Consider the following 18,717-nt stretch of genomic DNA (forward strand, 5'->3'; position numbering starts at 1 on the left):
TTTTCTCGTCCCATTTGCTTATACAGAGGCTAGTTATGTCACAGCCTCTCGTTCACACTGACTATTCGACGTTGAACTCCTTGAAATAACTGGTTAGTGGTTTCAATTCGTTCGCGTCATATTTTTCTTTGAAGGCACTGACAGAAGCATCCGATGTCTTGGCTGGATCAACATCAAGGATTTCAACTGGTAACCCCCGTTTGTCCGTAATCTTGGCATCAATTAGGACCGGACGACCAGCCTTTAATTCGGTCATCGCAGTTTCGAAGGCTGCGTGCAGTTGATCAAAATGTTCAACACGGATACCTTTGACGCCCATTCCTTCAGCTATCTTAGCAAAATCAGCATCAATCAAGTCGATACCATAATATGGTTGCGGCACATCTTCTTGTTCTGATTTAATAAAGTTCAACGTTTGGTTAGACGTGACAATATTAAAGATTGGCAAGTGATACTTAACTTCGGTCAATAAGTCTTGCATGACCATTGAGAAGGCCCCGTCGCCAGCAATGTTGAAGGCTTGCCGATCAGGATAACTCATCTTCGCCGCAATCGCACCGGGAACGCCGGCACCCATCGTGGCAAATAGTGCTGAAGTCAATAATTTTTGCTTGGGATTCATCTTTAGGAAACGGAAACTATTAATCGTATTGTCGCCAACATCCATTGAGAAAACTGCATCATCGGCAGCGACCCGGTTGATTTCTTGGTAGACTTGTTCGTATTCAAGTGGATCGGTCGTCCGTTCACTCAGCTTCTTCAAATACTGTTTCCAGTCAGCCATATCTGCTTTAGCCGCTTGGTAGTATGGCGACGGTGACGCTGGTTCACTTAATGCCAAGGCCCGTTTGATGAAGACTTTAGCATCGCCATTAACCCCGAAATCCAAATGATGGTGCCGACCAAACTTGCCAGGATCCAGTTCAATTTGCACATATTTGAAGTCGTGAGTCGTGTACATAATCTGTGCGAACGAATAATCCGCGCCAACTGAAACGACCAAATCGGTAATCCCCATCAGTTCATCTGCCGCTTTCGAGGCTGCCCGATAAGCGCTTCCCATATTACCATCAAAGCTATCAGGAATGACGCCCTTGGCTAACCCAGTGATAATAATCGGTACTTGCAGACGCTCCGCTAACGCCATCATGTCCTCGGTTGCACCACGCGTCCCTTGACCAACGTGGAAGACGGGGTACTTGGCGTTCTTGATCATCGTTAACACCGTCTTAACTTGTTCATCATCAATAGTAGGAATGCCGGTCAGTTTAGCAGGGACACTTGCTGAATCGTAATTAAGATCAGGAATTTCAACATATCCAAAATCATTAGGAATTGTCACCACCGCAACCCCATTTTCACGATAAGCCGTCCGAATGGCCTTATCGACGACGTATGGTAAGCTTTCTGGCGTCATGACGGTTCGATTAAAGACCGCCACATCACTAAAAATCGGTTCTTCAGCGAATTCTTGGAAATAATCATAGTTCATATTAGTATGAGCAACTTGGCCCACCAAGGCAAGTACGGGCACGTGATCTTCCTTAGCATCATACAACCCGTTGAGTAAATTAACGGCACCAGGACCGGCCGACCCAAAGGCGACCCCGATTTTACCCGTCAACTTTGCATCCGCTGCCGCAGCGAGGGCCCCCACTTGTTCGTGACGTACCTGCACATATTGGAGCCGTTCTTGCTCAACATCCAACGCGTGCATGGTTGAGTTAAACGATCCACCAGCATAGCCGTAAATCTGTTTAACATCCCAAGCTTCAATAACTTTTAACATTGCAACAGACGCTTCAATCATCTTTGCCATAGTAAATGCCTTCTTTTTAAAATTATTGTATACGTTTTCATTTACGGTTATCAGAATACATCTAAATTGTTCAAAATTCAATTGTAAACAATCATTATTTTATAAATATTTTCTTAACTAACCAAATTCGATGACCTGACACTGGTCCGAAATCGTGTTAGCCTGCCGTTGTTCTGGAAAATATTGAACGCTTATCCATCGGCTTAATCTAACCAATCAGCAAGGTGAAATAATGATGAAAGATAAAGCAATTAATATTCTGACTGCCGAACTGTCAGCACTCCCCGTTTTAATAATGACGTACTATGCGCTTACCGCGAAACCGACTGGACAGTGGCAGCTGACCTTTAGTCTCCCTGTTTATTGGCTGATCAGTTCCGACCTGTTGGCCTATCCCTGGCTCCTCACCCGGATTCCCTGCTTGCGCCACAACCCCCTTAAAATGAATTCACTGGCTCTAAAGGCAAGCTCAAGATACAACTGCCGGCTCAACGAACGGGTCGCGCGCTGGGATGATGAGATGAATCTCGCGATTTTCTTACTGGAACGCGGCTGTCTAATGTTACTGTCAGAACCACTACTTTTAGGCGATTTAGGCTATCATAGTGTCCGACGGTTATGGTATTGATGGCAATAAAAAGCACCCATGCTGTTCAGTTTTATGAACAGTGTGGGTGCTGTGTGCATTATTTAAGAATGTTGGTCTCCAAGAAGGCGACAGCAGCTTCTTGAATCTTGTGAGGTACATGGTGAACGCCACCTTCAGCGCGTTTAAAGACAGTTGCCTTCAGGGCTGGCTCATCTTTAAAACGGTGCTTAAAATCACGAATATACTGATAAGGTACCATTTGATCGGCCGTACCGTTGAAAAAGAACATTGGTCGTCCCGCCAGTGCTTCTGGGTGTTCAGATAAGTCAAACTTTGCCAATTGTTGATAAGTTTGTTCAATTAGTTCTGCTGGGAGCTTAGCTTGTAATGCCGCTGGTAATTGTGCAACTTGATCGGTTGCAAAGGCCACCGGTTCTGGTGAACCAATTAACGAGACACCAGCAACTACCGTGGGCTGCGTTGCCATAATACCGGCAGCGGTAATGCCGCCCATCGAAGTTCCCATGACACCGATTTTATTAGCATCACTAATTCCAGCAGCCACTAAGGCCGCGACTAATTGTGGAAATTCCGCAACTGAATGTCCAACAATCGACCAAAAATGTTCAGGATGCCGATCGAGATCAGTCCCATCATTTCGACTGCCATGTAAATACGCTGTCGGGAGAATGACTCGAAAACCCGCGCGTACTAACTGATAAGCCGTACCCAGTTCAGTCGCTGTCTGATTTGTCCAACCATGATAATCGATGATCGTTGGTAACTTAGTTTGTGCTTGACTAGCTGCAAACACGTGTAATACGGGCAAGTCACCAAATTTGGTCGTCCGCACCACCACATCTTCAAATAAATTTGTTGTCATGTTTATCACCGTTTCCAAAATTAATAGTTAATAGTGTAGCAGAAGCCCAAACGAAAACCAACCCAAACGCGTCCATCGTGGTTAAAGCTTAACCATCATGGACGCACTCGAGTTGGCTCGTTTTAACACGGTTAGTTATCAGCTAACGTCATGCCTTTCAAAACTACTTTTCAAGTGTATCTAAGAAATCTTCAACTTGCTTTTGGGTCTTACGGAATTTGTCAACATATCGACCAATTTCTTGACCATCTTCAATCCCAACGAAACTAGGAATCCCCATCACACCCATGTCTTGGGCAATTTCAATGTTGGCGTCACGATCAACCGTGATCCAGTCATATTGATCGTACTTCGCTTCGATTTGGGGCATTACTGGTTTAATAAAAGCGCAATCCGGGCACCAGTCCGCCGTAAAGAATAACATGTGTTTACCCGTCTTGATACGTTCGCGAATTTCTTCGTCGCTTAAAGTTGCAGTTGCCATGAAAAATGCCTCCAATATCTTTATAATAATTATAGTTTACCACATACTAAAAGTAAGTAAAGTCTTTTGCTTTATTTTGTTGCTCGGATCAGCGCTTGCTTGAGATCCGCTGCTAAATCAGCACTATTTTCGATCCCAACGGATAGCCGCAATAAGTTAGCGGTGATCCCCTTTGATTGTCGTTGCTCTTCCGTTAAATCTGCGTGTGTCTGAACTGCCGGAACTGTTAACAGGCTCTCGACACCGCCAAGACTTTCCGCAAACGAGATTACGTTCAATGCTCGTAAAAAGGTATCGACGTCGGTACCCGTAGCGAGATAAAAACTAATCATTCCACCACGTCCTGGATATAAGACGCGTTCAACGTGTTCATCTGCCTCAAGGACCGTAACGAGTTCCTGCGCATTAGCCTCCTGCTGATGCAAACGTAATGGCAAAGTCTTCAAGCTCCGTAAGAGTAGCCAAGCGTCGAACGGGTCAAGGACCGCACCAGTCGTCACCAGATTAAATTCAAGCGCATCAGCATCCGCCTGCGACTTGACTACCACTGCACCGGCTAAAACATCATTATGACCGGCTAAATACTTAGTTGCGGAATGAACGACGATGTCTGCGCCTAGATCCAGTGGCTTTTGAATCAACGGTGTATAGAAAGTATTATCAACGATTAACTTGAGGTCATGGGCGTGTGCGGTAGCCGCTGTGGCCGTAATATCTATGACCTTCATGGTTGGATTCGATGGCGTTTCCAACCACAGGGCAACGGTTTGATCGTCTGCCAGTGCTGCCAATGTCGCTTGATCCTGCCCATCCCAGACAGTAAAATCCAAATGATAATGGTCGTGTAAGAGGTCAAAGAAGCGGTACGAACCCCCATATAAGTCATCAGACACAATAATTTTGTCACCACTATTGAAAAGCGTGAAAACGAGCTGGATTGCCGCCATGCCAGAAGTCAGCGCATACGCAGCGATGCCGTGTTCCATCTCTGCCAGCACTCGTTCCAAAATACAGCGGGTCGGTTGGGCCTCGCGCGGGTAGTCAAATCCTGTAGATTGTCCTAAACCAGCATGTCGATATGCTGTCGACAAGTAGATGGGCGCCGAAATTGCCCCGGTCTTCTCATCATCACTCCGATTACCAGCTTGTGCTAACCGCGTTTCAATGTGTAATTTCTCAGCTTGTTTTGTCATAATCTCAATCCCATCCAATCTAGTTATGGTCGGGCAGTCTACAGAGACGCCAGTGTAAAAATGACTACAAAAAAAGCCGCCATCTTCAAGGGACGCCGGTCGCGTGTTACCACCCAAGTTCAATTACGGGTCATCCCGTTAAACTCATCAAGTCATTATTGACTCACTGGAGTATCGGCCAGTCCCGCCAGTACAGCCTTGCGACCGCAACTGGGCATTCCGAGTTCATCTTCATCAGGCGCTACCTTACCGCTTTACACTCCCCACGGCTCCCTGTCAAAGGTATAACCTGACTACTCTTCTCATCAACATGTTATTTAATGATATTTTCATCTTACTCTCATAATAATAGGAGCGCAAGCCCCAATCTTATTTCAGCACAATAAAAAATGGTGCCAGCATTATCCTGACCACCATTTTTACAGAAACGCATTCGACACTGCCTAGCTATCCCAATAATTTCAAGACAATCACAAAATATCCTAAAATCAAAATACTCAACCCCAGCGTCTTCAAGAGGGCTAACCACTGGCCCCCTGCAGTTCGACCTTTAGGGCCCAGACAAATCGCAACGCCGCCACAAATCACGGCCAAGGTTCCTAGCTCACGGCCCCAGTTTGCATTCAATAAGTAAATGAACGGTCCCACTAAGCCGCTGACAATCGCGACGATCCCCAGTATTTTCAGAATCAAGCGGCCCAGTCGCTTATCCTGTTCGTCATAAATTTCATGTTTCTCTTTTGCCATCAAACCAGCCACCAATCTTTATGAACTACTTTCAGTATGCCGTATTTGGTCACAATGAGCAAGAAGGCGGTTACAATATCCTGGTCAAATTACTGAGGCATCACTAGGCTAGCTTGTCATACCTTACCTTGGGCCTTGCCGGCACTTACCCGTGATAACAGCTGAATCAAGCTACCAAATTGACCATGATGATACTAAAAATTAGGTGTTCAAAATTGACACCCGCTGAACACCCAATTGGCAATAACTATTTTTCAATTATAACCTGCTAAACGACGCCATTATGGCTGTGTTGCAACAACTTGCCATACGTTCCCCTTAGCCAACTGCTGTTGTTCCAATTGACCTTGGGCGTTAATCCGAAAACGACCCGCTAAGTGTGCGACATCGGCGTTGGTATTTTCATAAACTTCCACGTAAACTAAACCACCGCTTTGATACTGATTAAACACAAAGTTTTGCTTATTGGCGGTTGTTTGTTGATAGTCCTTAGCCACTTGTTGCCAAGCCCAATCATTAATCTGACTAGCTGTTAACTGCTGTGGATTGGTCGTCTGCTGGCCGCTAGTTGATGATGAGGTCGCGGATGCAGACTGCCCGGTAGTTGTTTGACTAGTTGCAGTGGTATTTGAATGTCCCTGCGAGCTAGCTGCAGTAGCTGTCTTACTACCCTGACTAGTCGTTGCACTAGCTTCGGATTGTGACTCATTAGCTGAAGTTGTGGAAACTGACGATGCTTTAGTTGACGACGATTTAGCAGCTGTCGATTGCTTCGTCGACTTTGCTGAAGATGACGCGTCTTTTTTAGCCTTAGTCTTTGACACAACTGATTGTGTTTCACTAACCCGCGACTGACTAGACTGATGGTCGGCTTCTAAGTAATAACCCCCTCCCAGCGCAATGATCCCAGCAATCACGGCTGAACTAACTAACATTTTTTTCAAGATAATCAACTCCCCAAAGATTAATTGTCTGATGCTAACTACAGCATACGCTATGTTGTCTCACTTTACCAACGTTTACCTGTTCTGGATCGAAATTTAACTTTAAATTATATTTGGCTCAGTTGGTCCATTTTTGGGCACCTAAGATTCATTGTGCCATCCTTTTCTTGACTACGTATCTCCTCAACAACAACCGTGGCATCAGCAGAAATGAATTTTGTTAACTTGAAAGCTGTTTCCACAACCTTATTTCTTTAAAGTTCATTTTGCCATCATACTGCCCCTTATAAGTATATCGTAAATGACACCCGACTACGGCCCAAAACAGGCTAACAATGTAACCGTTTCATAATTTGTCATCAAATTGTTACTTATGTGAGGCCCCCTTCGCATGCTATAGTAATCAACCGATACAAAAAAACTAGGAGTGTGTGAATAGAATGCCACGTAATTTAAAAGAAGAAGTTGTCTTTACCGCCATTATGGCCGGTTTAATGGTCTTTGTGATGACCGCCTATAACGTTACCCTTGCTCAAGGTTTCAGCAATGGGTTAGTAATGGCAATCCTTAGTGGCTACCCACTCGGTTTATTCGTTGCCATCATTTTAGACTTATTGGTCGTGGGACCAATTGCCAAACGATTAGCTTTCAAATATATCATTAATGATTACATGCGCAAACGGGTTGTCTTGATTGGGATTACCATCTCCGTCTTGATGGTTCTTGGCATGGTAACTTGCATGTCCCTCTTCGGGATTGCAGTGGAAGGTGAATTGTCCGGAAGTCACGTTTTAGCGACTTACGGTCACACTTGGATCTTTAACTTGATTGTTGCATTACCACTCCAACTCATCATCGTCGGCCCAATCGCCCGCGGTGTGCTTGGAAAAATGCAACGGGCAACTGCTAACACCGAGTCAGCAGCTGCAATGAACGAAGAGGACTAATCTTTCAGTCCATTGACGGACGGTCGCCGGGATAATCTTATCCTGATGGCCGTCCGTTTTATTTTACGACTATCCAGTCGACCACCGCTTTTGCCGAATAGTCCACCCTATGAAAGTCTTATGCGTGATCTGTACGCAAAAAAAAACGCGTGTCAGCCATCCGAAAATGGTTAACACGCGTTCATCGCGGCACTGGTAAAACCAGCGGGAGTGACACTCCACAATGTCAGTGACCCAGACACTCTGAAATACGTCAGAGAAACGTGCCCCGCTATCAATATTAGTCACTAGCCGCTCGCGCGGAACCGTTATTGCTAACGATCTGACTCTATCGACTCATCGCATGGACTACCATATCATCTTCATTGATAAAATGCAAGTCGCACCGCCACAAAATTCGTGGCTCCTACTCACCACAGTTGGGCCGCAGTACTTAACTTTTCGCAACCAAAAAAATTGAGTATCCCGTTCGATTTAATGAACGACACACTCAATTCCATTGGTATTTTGATTTTGGCTTGGCTCCAATATCAATTCTTACCTTACCATAGTCATGTAAAGATTTAGTAATTAACTCGTAAAGATTACGTTTAAGCTTCCGCCGCCGTGATCTGATCTAAGCGATCAGTCTGAGCCGTCAGCCAATCGGTTAATAACTTTTCAGCGTTGGCTTGATCAGCGAGCACGTCGGCAACGCTTCCCAGCTCATCAATTCGCAATCCTGATGGTAACGCATCGGATTCTGCAATCATGTAAACGTTGATTGGCAGCGTATCCTCTGCCGCCGTAACCTTTCCAATTTCGGTCAGATTAGCCAGTGGCAAATTAATAACACTCGTCTCCAACCGAAAGCTGATAGCTGGCTCATGCTTAGCCGTCAGCGTCACTTGGGCAAGCTGGTCGGCATTGAGTGCCGCTACCAGCTTCGCCAGCCAAGGCTTAACCTTGGTCGCTAGTTTGGCATAGGTACCAGTCAAGCTATCCTGCGTAACCTTGTCAGCCGTAACATCATCAATAAAAGCTTGTACGTTTCGTTGCATAAAACATTATCCCTCATTCATTATTCAATTTCGTTAATTTGCACGTCGCCAGCGAGTCAGTAACACCAACGTATAAAAGTTGATCCCCAATCCAATCACACCCATAACTTCTAACGCCAGTTTAATTTCCATGCCAGCCGTACTCTGATAACCCGACATTAAGGCGCTGACAAGTCCCAAGCTATATATCAGTACAACTAACCCTAGGACGTAAAAACCCAGCATACGATTAATATACACTGCTAGAACGCCTAGAAAATATAAGACTAGGGCAATCAGCAACCCCTGCCACATTTCCGCTACCGAAATATTTTTTGCCTGCAGGTGAAAATGGCTAGTCGACATCATCCAATTGACGATACCGTAACAAAAAAAGGACACAAACGCAAATGCAACTAAGCGAGTCAGTTTCAACAAATCACTCCTATTATTGGGCAATTAAGTCAATAACGGCTGACCGTTCAATTCCCGTGAAGTACTGATTTAAATCAATATCTGCCAGCGCTTTAGCGATGGCCTCATGGTCGTACCGCACACCTTTAAGGGCGGCTTCAATATCTTGAACGTTGCCACTACCAAAGAAATCACCATAAAATTTAATGTTATTGATCAAGCCGTCATCAACCGAGATCCGCGCATCAATGGTTCCCATATCAAAGTGTTGACGCCGCTTAACCGAGAATTCCGGTGATTTACCGTAAACCCAATCCCAATTAGCATAATAGTCTTCGTAAATTTTATCAATAGCTTTTTGTTGTTCAGGTGTCACGTGATATTCCTTATCCGCAATCTGATCCAACGAATCAACATGGAACAACTCTTTTAACAGGGCATCCTGAAATTCTGGCACCGTGATATTCTGATATTCTGGCGCTAAATAAGGCCGTAAATTCGTGACCCGACTCCGAACGGACTTAATACCTTTGGAAGCAATCTTGTCGGTCGGGACTGTTAGCGCCTGTGGGACAACGTTTAAATCAACATTCAACATCAAAGTGCCATGGGAGAACGTCTTGCCATTCCGTGAATACATGGCGTTACCGGAGAATTTCTTACCATCAACGAGCAAATCATTGCGACCACTGACCGTCGCTGTCGTCGCCCCCATATCGTGAAGCGCATCAATGATTGGCTTGGTAAATGTCTTAAAGTCGCCAAACTCTTGACTGTCACTATCCACCACAAAGCTGAAGCAGAGGTTACCAAGATCTTGATACACAGCCCCACCACCAGAGAGACGCCGCGTTACGGTAATGTGATGTTCCCGGACATAGTCGGCATTAATTTCTTCAAGGGTGTTCTGGTTCCGACCAACAATGATGCACGGTTCTTCATAGTAGAACAAAACTAATGGTTCATCGAAATCCACGTTATTCATTAAATATTGTTCGGTTGCCAAGTTACGGCCAATCTCATGATCTTTCATTGCGACATAATACATGTTTTAAAATCTCCTTCAGCTTTAGGTTACTTTAATCATACAGCAAGATGAAAAAAGGACCCACAATGTGAGCCCATTTTTTGGAAGAATCATACAAAAAGTTTGGCGTGGCATTCTTCACACCACAAGATGACTGATTCACTATCCACATCCGTGAACGTTTGATTGGCGGCAATCCGTTCTCCGTGGACATAACCGTGCCATCAATAGATGGAGGTTGGGCCAGTCAGTTATCCGAAATTAGCGGAAACGCTGCTATACTGCACTAGCTATCACTTGACGGGTTTGTTACAACAATTGGGTAACAGTTTGATACTGACCTGTGACTCTTCCGATAAATCCAATATAGCATACAATGTAAGCGATTGCAAACCGAGTAAAAAAACAACCTAGTCAGCCGAAGCCAACTAGGTTGCCGAAACATTAATAGCGGTCGTAATCGCTATTCCATTTCAATATCTTTAGTATAAAGCCATTTGGACGCCGGAACAACTAATATGCCTAGCCTTCAAGCTTAGCAACATAGTGCGTTGCACCGGAGCGACTCAGATATCGGAGCCACGTGTAACCCTCAGCTTGAACCGTCCCATTGTAATAAACCGTTTCACCTGGGTTATATTCACCGACAACGCTTGCGCGCGTACTTGGCGCCGTACGAATATTAGTCGTCGTTACGAAGCGGAACGCCCCTTGACTGTTTGTTACCGGCTTAGACGTCGTATTTCCGGTAGCGGCATTACCACTAATCGCTACGTAATGTTGGGCGCCCGAATAAGACAAATACCGTAACCAAGTCTGGCCGTTAGCCGTTACCTTAGCGTTGTAGTAGACTGTATCACCAGCACTATAGGTACCGACACTTGGGGCATTTCCGGCCGGTGTATTCTTAATCGCCGTTGTTTGCGTAAAGCGATAACTACCACTTTGAGGCGTTACTTGCGGTTTATCAACATTGGTCGACGTACTCTCACCACTAATTTGCACATAATGCTGGGCACCTGAGTAAGACATGTAACGTAACCAAGTCTGACCATTTGTCGTCACCTTACCATTGTAATAGACCGTATCGCCAGCATTATAAGACCCAACCGTTGTCGCACTAGTTGCAGGTGAACTCTTGATTGCTGTCGTTTTCGTGAAACGATACGACCCACTGGTTGCAACCACGTCCGGTTTAGCCACAGCACCAACCTCATCACCACTCATAGCCACGTAATGCTGAGCGCCTGAATAGGATAAATACCGTAACCAAGTTGTCCCACCCGTGGTAATCTTGCCATTATAGTAAACCGTCTCACCAGCATTATAAGTGCCGACCACTTGAGCCGTTTTGCTTGCGGCTGATCGAATGTTGGTCTTTGCGGTAAACTTATACGACCCACTAGCTGGCGTAACTGTCGCCTGGTTATTATTATCATTAGTTGTTGTTTGACTAATCATCACATACCGTGATACGCCAGAATAGGACTGATAGCGTAACCAAGTTGCATTACCGACCGTTAACTTACCATTGTAATTGACTGTTTCACCAGCGTTGTAAGTACCCACTACGGCACTCGTGGCGTCCGGCGCATTGTGAATTGTCGTTGTCTTAGTAAACTTATGTGTACCACTGGTTGGGGTGACGTCTTGATCAGGCTGAACTTGGTTATTATCATTTCCGCCACTTGCCTGACCACTGAGCGCTTCTTGATCCCACTCGTGTAGCTTGTTATATTCAATGATGCTGATCAGCGAACTCGCGTACGTTGGCGCGGTTGCGTAACCGTCTTGTTGCAAGAGACTGGCAACGCGCCGATAATCGGTAACCCCAATTAAATTGCTGTAACGCGGATTGACAACCAAAAAGGCGCCATGATCTTCAACACTAGCTGACCAATTCGGGTACTTCCGAAAAGCGTCTTGAATCGTAATGTATTGTGAGCCATTCCATTCCTGGGTTGGGAAGTAGATTGATTGCCCTTGATAACTTCCCTTGATACCGAATAAGTTATTTCCCTCAGTTGCTAGTTGTGACTGTCCCCAGCCACTTTCCAGAATCGCCTGTGCGGCCGTGACTGATGGCAAGACTTGATACTTGTTCCAACCAGAGATTGCCCCCGCTTTAATCTGACTCAGGAAGATTTCCTGACTAGTCATTGCCCGCGTGGACCGTGCCATCATCGCTGATGACTGGACCGCATCAGCCGCCACAGCCGTCTCAATCTTTGGTGAGATTTTCGCGGCTACCGCCTGCTCAGTCGCTTGCTTAGGTGCGGCTGACGATGCGGCTGACGATGCGGCTGATTTGGCTACTTCACTCGTCACAGTCGCGCTGGATTGGTCCGTAGTGACATGACTATCCTGACTTGCGGCCGCGCTGGCTTTAGCCGTCTCATTAGTCGTACTGTGACTGGCTTGGCTCGTGGCTGCACTAGCTTTGGCCGTTTTATCAAGTTGATCAACAGCACTAGTTGTGGAGTCCGCCGTAGCACTAGCAGCCGCGTTATCCTTGGCAGCTTCACTGGCGGAGGACTGGCTTTGCAGTCCTGTACTGTCAGCTTTAGCGGCTTGGCTGGCTGCCCGCACTGTGACACGACTTGCCGCACTGGTAGTAGACGTCGTCGTACTGGTTGATTCAGCTTGATCGTCAGTCTTGGCACCGTCACTGGCAACTGATTGGTCAGTCGCACCAGCCGCTGTCGTTTCCGTCTGACTGCCAGCACTTAAGGTCACTTGTTGGCTTGCAGCTGAAGCAGCGCTGTTTCCCTTAGTCGCAGCTGCCGGTTTTTGATTTTCACTTGCCGTATCAGCTTTACCACTCAACATCGGCAGCAAAGCGGTACTTAGCAATAATGAAGTTACTACTTTTTTTGTCATTCCAATTTTCAATTTTAAAATCCCCAAACTTTCCGTGAGTTAGCTGTTAGCACAACCGATTTAATTCCCCTGTAGCACCTGCTATTACAGAATAATATTAGCATGTCGAAGAGGGACATTCAAACGAGATCGCTTCGAATTATTTTATTAATATCAATTGATTGACACCGTTATCATTTTAACTGATTGATCAGTTAACAATTTGTTATCGTTGACCGAATTGACAATCGCTGCAAGACGTTATGACCAGGGGCTTTTCCAAAATCACCTTGCTTCTAAATTACTGTATTTAAATTAAATGTGACTGATTGATCGATTAACGACCTTGAAGAATATTATTTTTCAATGACTAGTACCGACTGAAAAAAATTAGTCATTTTTCAGTCCATTAAAATAATTATCCTTACAAACTCAAGTTATCAAATAAATCAATCGATTTTAAATGCTTACATTGCTGAAAATTAATGCTAAAATATAGTTATTAACTAGCCATATCAAACGGGGGTAACCATTATGTTACAACAATATCAAAATATCCTGGTACCAGTTGATGGCTCCAAGGCTACCGACGAAGTTCTTCGGCGGGGCATCGAAGTCGCTAAGCGTAACAAGACCCATCTCGACATTTTAAACGTGTCGGAAGTCAACCAATTTAGTGACACGTACGGCGGTGCGGTCAGTGGTGATGTCATCTACAAGTTGTCGGAAGACGTTCAAAAGCGCTTGGAAGAACTCAAGCAACAAACAATTGACGCTGGGGTGACCGACGTTGATGTCCATGTTCGTTTTGGTAATCCCAAAACGGTTATCGCGCGTGAATTTCCCGCTGACCACCATAATGAATTAATTATGATTGGTTCAACCGGCTTATCTGCCGTTGAACGTTTGATGGTCGGTTCCGTAACCACCTACGTCAGTCGCAACGCAATTTGTGACGTTTTGATCGTTAAGCCGACCGCTAAAAAAGAAGACTAACAAAAAAGTCTGGATACGTTCCAGACTTTTTTAGTGGTTTCCGTGCGTTGCCCCGTCTTCCCCGTTATAAAGGAGCTTTATTCATGACCTGGACTTATCAACTCACTATCCCGTCTAGCTTGAATCAACAGTCGATTCGGGCTTGCCTTCGGACCTGGCTGATTCCTAAGCGGATTCAGGGCCAGTTACGCCAAACGCGGCGGATTCAGCTGAACGGTGCACCAACGTCGATTGCACAACTCGTCAATACTGGTGATTGCCTGACGCTGACGTTTATCCCCAGTGACTTTCGGACTCCGACCTCAAACTATATTGCGGCTGCCACGGCCCCAGCCACGATTTTATATCAAAACAGCGATCTGTTAGTCGTTGATAAACCCGCTGGCGTGAAATCGCATCCTAATCAACCAGGTGAAACCGGATCAATTTTAAATGACCTAGCAGCCACACTCCAACCAACTCAGCAGGTACCATACATGGTTCACCGGCTCGATCAGATGACTTCTGGTGCGATGCTAGTCGCATTGAACCCGGTCGTCGTCCCGATTTTAGACCGCTTAATCAGTGACAAGCAAATTCGCCGGACTTATTATGCCTGGGTACGTGGTCACTTTACCACGCCAACTGGGCATTTCACCGCGCCAATCGGTCACGATGCTACCGACAAACGCAAACGCTGGGTAAACACGGCCGATGCCCAGCCAGCACTCACCGACTACGAAGTATGTGCAACAACCGCCCATCAGAGTTTAGTTAAACTGACCCTGCATACTGGCCGTACCCATCAGCTACGGGTCCACTTGGCCGCCAGTGACCACCCGATTATCGGTGATCCACTTTACGACTCGCAAGCGGAGTCGGCGCCTCGGCTGATGTTACATGCCCAATTGTTGGATCTACAACTTCCATTTAGCACCACACGGGTGACGGTACCGGCCCCATTGCCAAGTTTATTTAATAGTCCGCATTTAATCGAGCGCTACTGACTAAGCAAGTTCAACTTCATTCAGATGGCTACCGGCGCTTGCCATCAAACTGTTGTGAAAGTATCTATCTTGAAGGGTCCAAAAAGGAAGCTCAGTGAGCTTCCTTTTTTTGACACCTGCATATTTATCTTAGCCAAAAAGAGCTTAATTATGCCTCTAAACTGTTAATTTGAGCGATAATAAATCTTATCACTTGGAATGTTTTGGGGATCATTTTGCGTTCCTAACGCTACGATACGGTCCCGACTACTATCACCATTATTTAGGTCAGCATTATTTCCACCGGGCATAAATACCACATCATAAAGTCCGCCAGATGAGCCTGATATTGAAAAACTGCCTTGAAGCATGCTGGCACCATTTGAGGTTTGATAAGTTAATTGTTGATGATACTTCAATCCATCAACCGTCTTAGAATTTCCTTGCTGATCATCTAATGATGGCACATCCATTTTGAGTTTAGTAATCGTCCCCGGAGTAGCGTCTTGCGTCAGGCCAAAATCGCTAAATTTCATCCGCTGATTATGAATCTTGATTTGATTTCCTTGTCCATTTTGCCAAGTCCCATTCAAACTTGAATAATCACCAGTTTTAATCTGGCCGAGCGCCATTGTCGACTTGCGGTTTCCCGTATTGGCGGCGGTCGTTTGACGTTCAAAAACTTTTACATAAGAATTATTACTTGTGCGCGTTATGATTCGCTCAGTATCCGTCTTAATGGTGGCAGGAACGTTATCACCCCAGCCACTGATTGCAACTCCCTTTGGATAAAACCAGTACGTGACGGCAGCTGCACCGATATCACCATCAATATGCAGTGCGCCTTTTTCCTGTTTGATGGTAGTAGTAACAGCCTCTTCATCACCATTCGCATCTTCAAATTTCCCACTTGCTAAGGCTATTTCACCGTCACTGATTTTCGTGTCTTTTACGGTTAATTTAGCGCCAGCCTCGGGAGATTGCCAAACATCGCCCTTAGTATCATGCTTATTGACACTACTAGCAACTTCCTTCCAGTCACCTAACAAACTCCCATAGGAGCCCTGACTGATCTCATTAAGATTCATAGTCGTAGCCCCCCGTTGTTGAGACGTTGTTTTTGTCGACTGAGAACTTGCGTTGACTGACGTACTCGTTGCCTTAGTTGCATCATTTGTTTTGTGCGCCTTATCAGTAATCACTTTGGGCTTCACTTTGACCACACTAACGCCATGCTTCTTATCCGCATGTGACGCTTGCGAGGCCTGCTGTGAGCTACCACAACCGCTAATAAATAACAGTAACAGCAGACTGATACAGACAGTTTCACTTTTTTTCAAAATCTGGTCCCCTTTTTTTCCGCTCTGAATCCATGGCATCGTCTCTTTAAAAATTAACTAATCCGTCACGGCGGTAATCCGACGGTACTAACGCTTACGAAAATAGTGACGATAGTTGTGAGAAAAGCATATTGCCACCTAAAACGGCTAATATCATGACATAAACAGATAGTGCAAAACCTAATGCGATTTCAGCAATGATTAACGCATAAAATTTGTCAATATGGGGCTTCACAACATTATCAATAATGATATAAATAAATGCCAGATTCATAATCCCGATGGTTGGGATCATAAAGAAGAACAATCCAGTCATGCCAGAAAAATTACCAGTTCCAGTGAGAATCGTCAAAAGCAACGTGAGTAGATTAAAGATTAGAATCAAATTCGTAATTGCTGCAAATTGATTGATAAAATCACTAAATTGCATCGAACCAGTATTAACAACGCGGCGAAAGGCATAGGCAATGCTAACATAAATCGCATATATCCCAAGAACCATGAAAAACACCAGCATACTCGTTTTTAGGATAAAGCTGCCAGCATGAATCGCAGCTTCCGAACTACCACCAGTCAATGAACTAGTAAAATCATTGGCGACATTTTGTGCCTTACGTAAGATTAACGCAATTGATAAAACCAGTAAAAAGGCCTCAAGACCGATCGAAGTTAGTCCAAAGTACCGATTAGTCGGTTCAATCGGATGACCGGGATGCCGGATCGTCATCTTAAACCACGAAAAGTAGCTTCCAGAGAACTTTTTGACATGTTGGACGGTATCTGTGGTCAAAATTTTATTGACGGTATCATCACTACTACGTTCAACCGTATTCTCGGATTCGGCAACTGACTGCCCTTGATCCGGAATTTCCTGGTTTGGGGCAACCACAGCACCACATTTCGGGCAAAACTTCGCCCCGGCTTTCAGTTGATTGCCACACTGCGAGCAAAAAAGTGCCTGCTTATTCATTTAAACATCCTCCAAATTAATCATAAATTTCTCGTTAATCATTTGAATCTACCGTTTCAAACTTACCGGTACTCGTGTTGTAGCGCGCTAGAATATCATTAACATCATCATATCGATAAGTATCTGCTAAATCATTAGTACCACTAACATAGCATTTAATTTCATACACATCCGTGTGTGGTTCACTCGCCGTATAATCATAATCACTAATATCCCCACCGGTAGCCGCGGCAATTTCTGACACAGCTGTCTGAGCTGAACTAGACAAATCATCATAAGCACTGCCCGTACCACTCTGCGATTCACTCTCGCTGTTGATTAAACTCGAGTCTGATTCATCACTGGCAGTGGTAGCTTTGGTGTCAGTATTCGCCGTTGACGTTGTCGCTGCCTTTTTATTCGCAACTAACGAAATTAATTCATGGACGTTCGCGTGCCCCATCAGATTAACCTTGTGCGTGATTGTCGTGTCAGAATTACTTAGTTTAAACATATAGGTCCCCGGAAACAGCGGACCAACCTTATAAGTGGTATGCGCACTTTCGGTGGTCACCAATTCGATGTCATTTGCTTCCAGTGTGGCATTTTTTAGATTGGTCGTGATTAACGGCTGCATCGTGGTGACGCGTAATTTGTAAGTTGGGAATAGTGTCCACTTAGTTCCGATTTGCTTAACAACAAACGTGTGATCACTAGAATAACCGTTATGTTGTAAGTCTGTTTTCAGATCTTGTGCGTACTGGGGATGTTTTTGGATATAGGTCATTAAGGGCTTTACGGACTGTTTTGTGATTTTTAACCCAGTATTATCGCTAACTAAGTGTTTCGACAATGTCGTGGGCTTATTACTAGTCATCATTTCGACTTCCGCGGCAATCTGCTGATTTTTACCAGTGTGATATTGATAAAACCCAAATCCACCTCCCACAATAATGACGACTGCGAGCACGCTTCCACTGATTCGCAACCACCTTGATTGCTGCGTCTTAGCTGGTTTATGAGCTTGATATTGCCTTGAATCCCCGAGTTTCTGCTCCGTTCCACTGGCTTGCGTTCGTTCAGCACTGTCAATATGAGTCAGATCCGCTCCGCAATTTTCGCAAAAAACATTATCAGCCTCATTTTCATGCTGACAATTTGGACATATTTTCATTTTTGGTACACTCCTCCATTAATTTGACATCCGATGAAATAAGCTCCTCCCAACACTCTGATTTCTATTCTGCTTTGCAAGCTATACTAATTATTTAATAGCGTTATAACAAAGCTTTAATAACATTATATACGACTAAAAGAAGTATTTAAAGACCTTTATAGTATGTTGCTATTTTATCATTAACCGTAACCTAATAATTGCTTTGTCACATTCAACGGATCACAAATTCAGCATGAGTTCGATAACTGAAAGCAAAGTAACGTGATTTAATTAGCATCACGTATCAAAAGCTTTAATGACCTTATAACGGTACTTATAAGGTACTTACAGCTCTGTTTCAAGCATAGCGAAACCTCTAAAATTAG

17 protein-coding genes are annotated in these 18,717 nt (G+C 44.8%); 4 read left to right on the forward strand and 13 right to left on the reverse strand.

All coding sequences use genetic code 11. The features are described from left to right. Positions 1 to 61 precede the first annotated feature (61 nt). A complete protein-coding gene (spxB, locus tag ACWQAU_RS09360) occupies positions 62 to 1,819 on the reverse strand; it encodes a pyruvate oxidase (RefSeq protein ID WP_003645912.1) in 1,758 nt (585 codons plus the stop codon). Between the two features lie 232 nt (positions 1,820 to 2,051). Between spxB and ACWQAU_RS09365 the strand changes: the two genes are divergently transcribed. After that, a complete protein-coding gene (locus ACWQAU_RS09365; RefSeq protein ID WP_003642659.1) occupies positions 2,052 to 2,447 on the forward strand; it encodes a hypothetical protein in 396 nt (131 codons plus the stop codon). Positions 2,448 to 2,505: 58 nt separating this feature from the next. Here the strand turns inward: ACWQAU_RS09365 and ACWQAU_RS09370 are convergent, their stop codons facing one another. The 5 genes from ACWQAU_RS09370 to ACWQAU_RS09390 form a co-directional block, all read right to left on the reverse strand. Continuing rightward, a complete protein-coding gene (locus ACWQAU_RS09370; protein ID WP_003642658.1) occupies positions 2,506 to 3,291 on the reverse strand; it encodes an alpha/beta fold hydrolase in 786 nt (261 codons plus the stop codon). A gap of 163 nt (positions 3,292 to 3,454) precedes the next feature. Next, positions 3,455 to 3,775 (reverse strand): thioredoxin family protein, encoded by a 321-nt coding sequence (locus ACWQAU_RS09375; RefSeq protein WP_003642657.1) that lies wholly within the window; start codon positions 3,773 to 3,775, stop codon positions 3,455 to 3,457. A gap of 71 nt (positions 3,776 to 3,846) precedes the next feature. Continuing rightward, positions 3,847 to 4,968 carry a PLP-dependent transferase gene (locus ACWQAU_RS09380; RefSeq protein ID WP_003642656.1) on the reverse strand — a complete coding sequence of 374 codons (1,122 nt, stop codon included), beginning with the start codon at positions 4,966 to 4,968 and terminating at the stop codon, positions 3,847 to 3,849. A gap of 447 nt (positions 4,969 to 5,415) precedes the next feature. Further along, complete coding sequence (locus tag ACWQAU_RS09385; protein ID WP_003642655.1) at positions 5,416 to 5,715, reverse strand: hypothetical protein; 300 nt, start codon at positions 5,713 to 5,715, stop codon at positions 5,416 to 5,418. Positions 5,716 to 5,996: 281 nt separating this feature from the next. Next, positions 5,997 to 6,659 (reverse strand): hypothetical protein, encoded by a 663-nt coding sequence (locus ACWQAU_RS09390; RefSeq protein WP_021356250.1) that lies wholly within the window; start codon positions 6,657 to 6,659, stop codon positions 5,997 to 5,999. Between the two features lie 440 nt (positions 6,660 to 7,099). Here ACWQAU_RS09390 and ACWQAU_RS09395 point away from each other — a divergent pair, with 440 nt between their 5' ends. Beyond that, entirely contained in the window at positions 7,100 to 7,606 is a 507-nt protein-coding gene (locus tag ACWQAU_RS09395; protein WP_003642653.1) for a DUF2798 domain-containing protein, read from the forward strand. 590 nt (positions 7,607 to 8,196) lie between these two features. Here ACWQAU_RS09395 and ACWQAU_RS09400 read toward each other — a convergent pair. The 4 genes from ACWQAU_RS09400 to ACWQAU_RS09415 form a co-directional block, all read right to left on the reverse strand. After that, entirely contained in the window at positions 8,197 to 8,646 is a 450-nt protein-coding gene (locus ACWQAU_RS09400; RefSeq protein WP_003642652.1) for a hypothetical protein, read from the reverse strand. Positions 8,647 to 8,679: 33 nt separating this feature from the next. Then, on the reverse strand, positions 8,680 to 9,060 hold the full coding sequence (locus tag ACWQAU_RS09405; protein WP_003642651.1) for a hypothetical protein: 381 nt from the start codon (positions 9,058 to 9,060) through the stop codon (positions 8,680 to 8,682). 13 nt (positions 9,061 to 9,073) lie between these two features. Further along, positions 9,074 to 10,087 carry a lipoate--protein ligase gene (locus tag ACWQAU_RS09410; RefSeq protein ID WP_003642650.1) on the reverse strand — a complete coding sequence of 338 codons (1,014 nt, stop codon included), beginning with the start codon at positions 10,085 to 10,087 and terminating at the stop codon, positions 9,074 to 9,076. A gap of 501 nt (positions 10,088 to 10,588) precedes the next feature. Next, positions 10,589 to 12,958, reverse strand: coding sequence for an SH3 domain-containing protein (locus ACWQAU_RS09415; RefSeq protein ID WP_027821856.1), 2,370 nt, complete (start codon positions 12,956 to 12,958; stop codon positions 10,589 to 10,591). A 501-nt stretch (positions 12,959 to 13,459) separates the two neighbouring features. On the opposite strand from ACWQAU_RS09415, the gene ACWQAU_RS09420 reads away from it, so the two are divergent. After that, a complete protein-coding gene (locus tag ACWQAU_RS09420; RefSeq protein WP_027821855.1) occupies positions 13,460 to 13,921 on the forward strand; it encodes a universal stress protein in 462 nt (153 codons plus the stop codon). Between the two features lie 83 nt (positions 13,922 to 14,004). Then, a complete protein-coding gene (locus ACWQAU_RS09425; RefSeq protein WP_003642647.1) occupies positions 14,005 to 14,907 on the forward strand; it encodes an RluA family pseudouridine synthase in 903 nt (300 codons plus the stop codon). 164 nt (positions 14,908 to 15,071) lie between these two features. On the opposite strand, the gene ACWQAU_RS09430 is transcribed toward ACWQAU_RS09425, so the two are convergent. From ACWQAU_RS09430 to ACWQAU_RS09440, 3 genes are all read right to left on the reverse strand, one after another. Next, entirely contained in the window at positions 15,072 to 16,226 is a 1,155-nt protein-coding gene (locus ACWQAU_RS09430; RefSeq protein ID WP_024971435.1) for a DUF6287 domain-containing protein, read from the reverse strand. Positions 16,227 to 16,320: 94 nt separating this feature from the next. Then, positions 16,321 to 17,196, reverse strand: coding sequence for a zinc ribbon domain-containing protein (locus tag ACWQAU_RS09435; protein WP_003642645.1), 876 nt, complete (start codon positions 17,194 to 17,196; stop codon positions 16,321 to 16,323). A gap of 34 nt (positions 17,197 to 17,230) precedes the next feature. Then, positions 17,231 to 18,349, reverse strand: a complete 1,119-nt coding sequence (locus tag ACWQAU_RS09440) for a zinc ribbon domain-containing protein (protein ID WP_003642644.1) — start codon at positions 18,347 to 18,349, stop codon at positions 17,231 to 17,233. Positions 18,350 to 18,717: the final 368 nt, after the last annotated feature.

The organism is Lactiplantibacillus sp. 3062 (genome assembly GCF_055413545.1).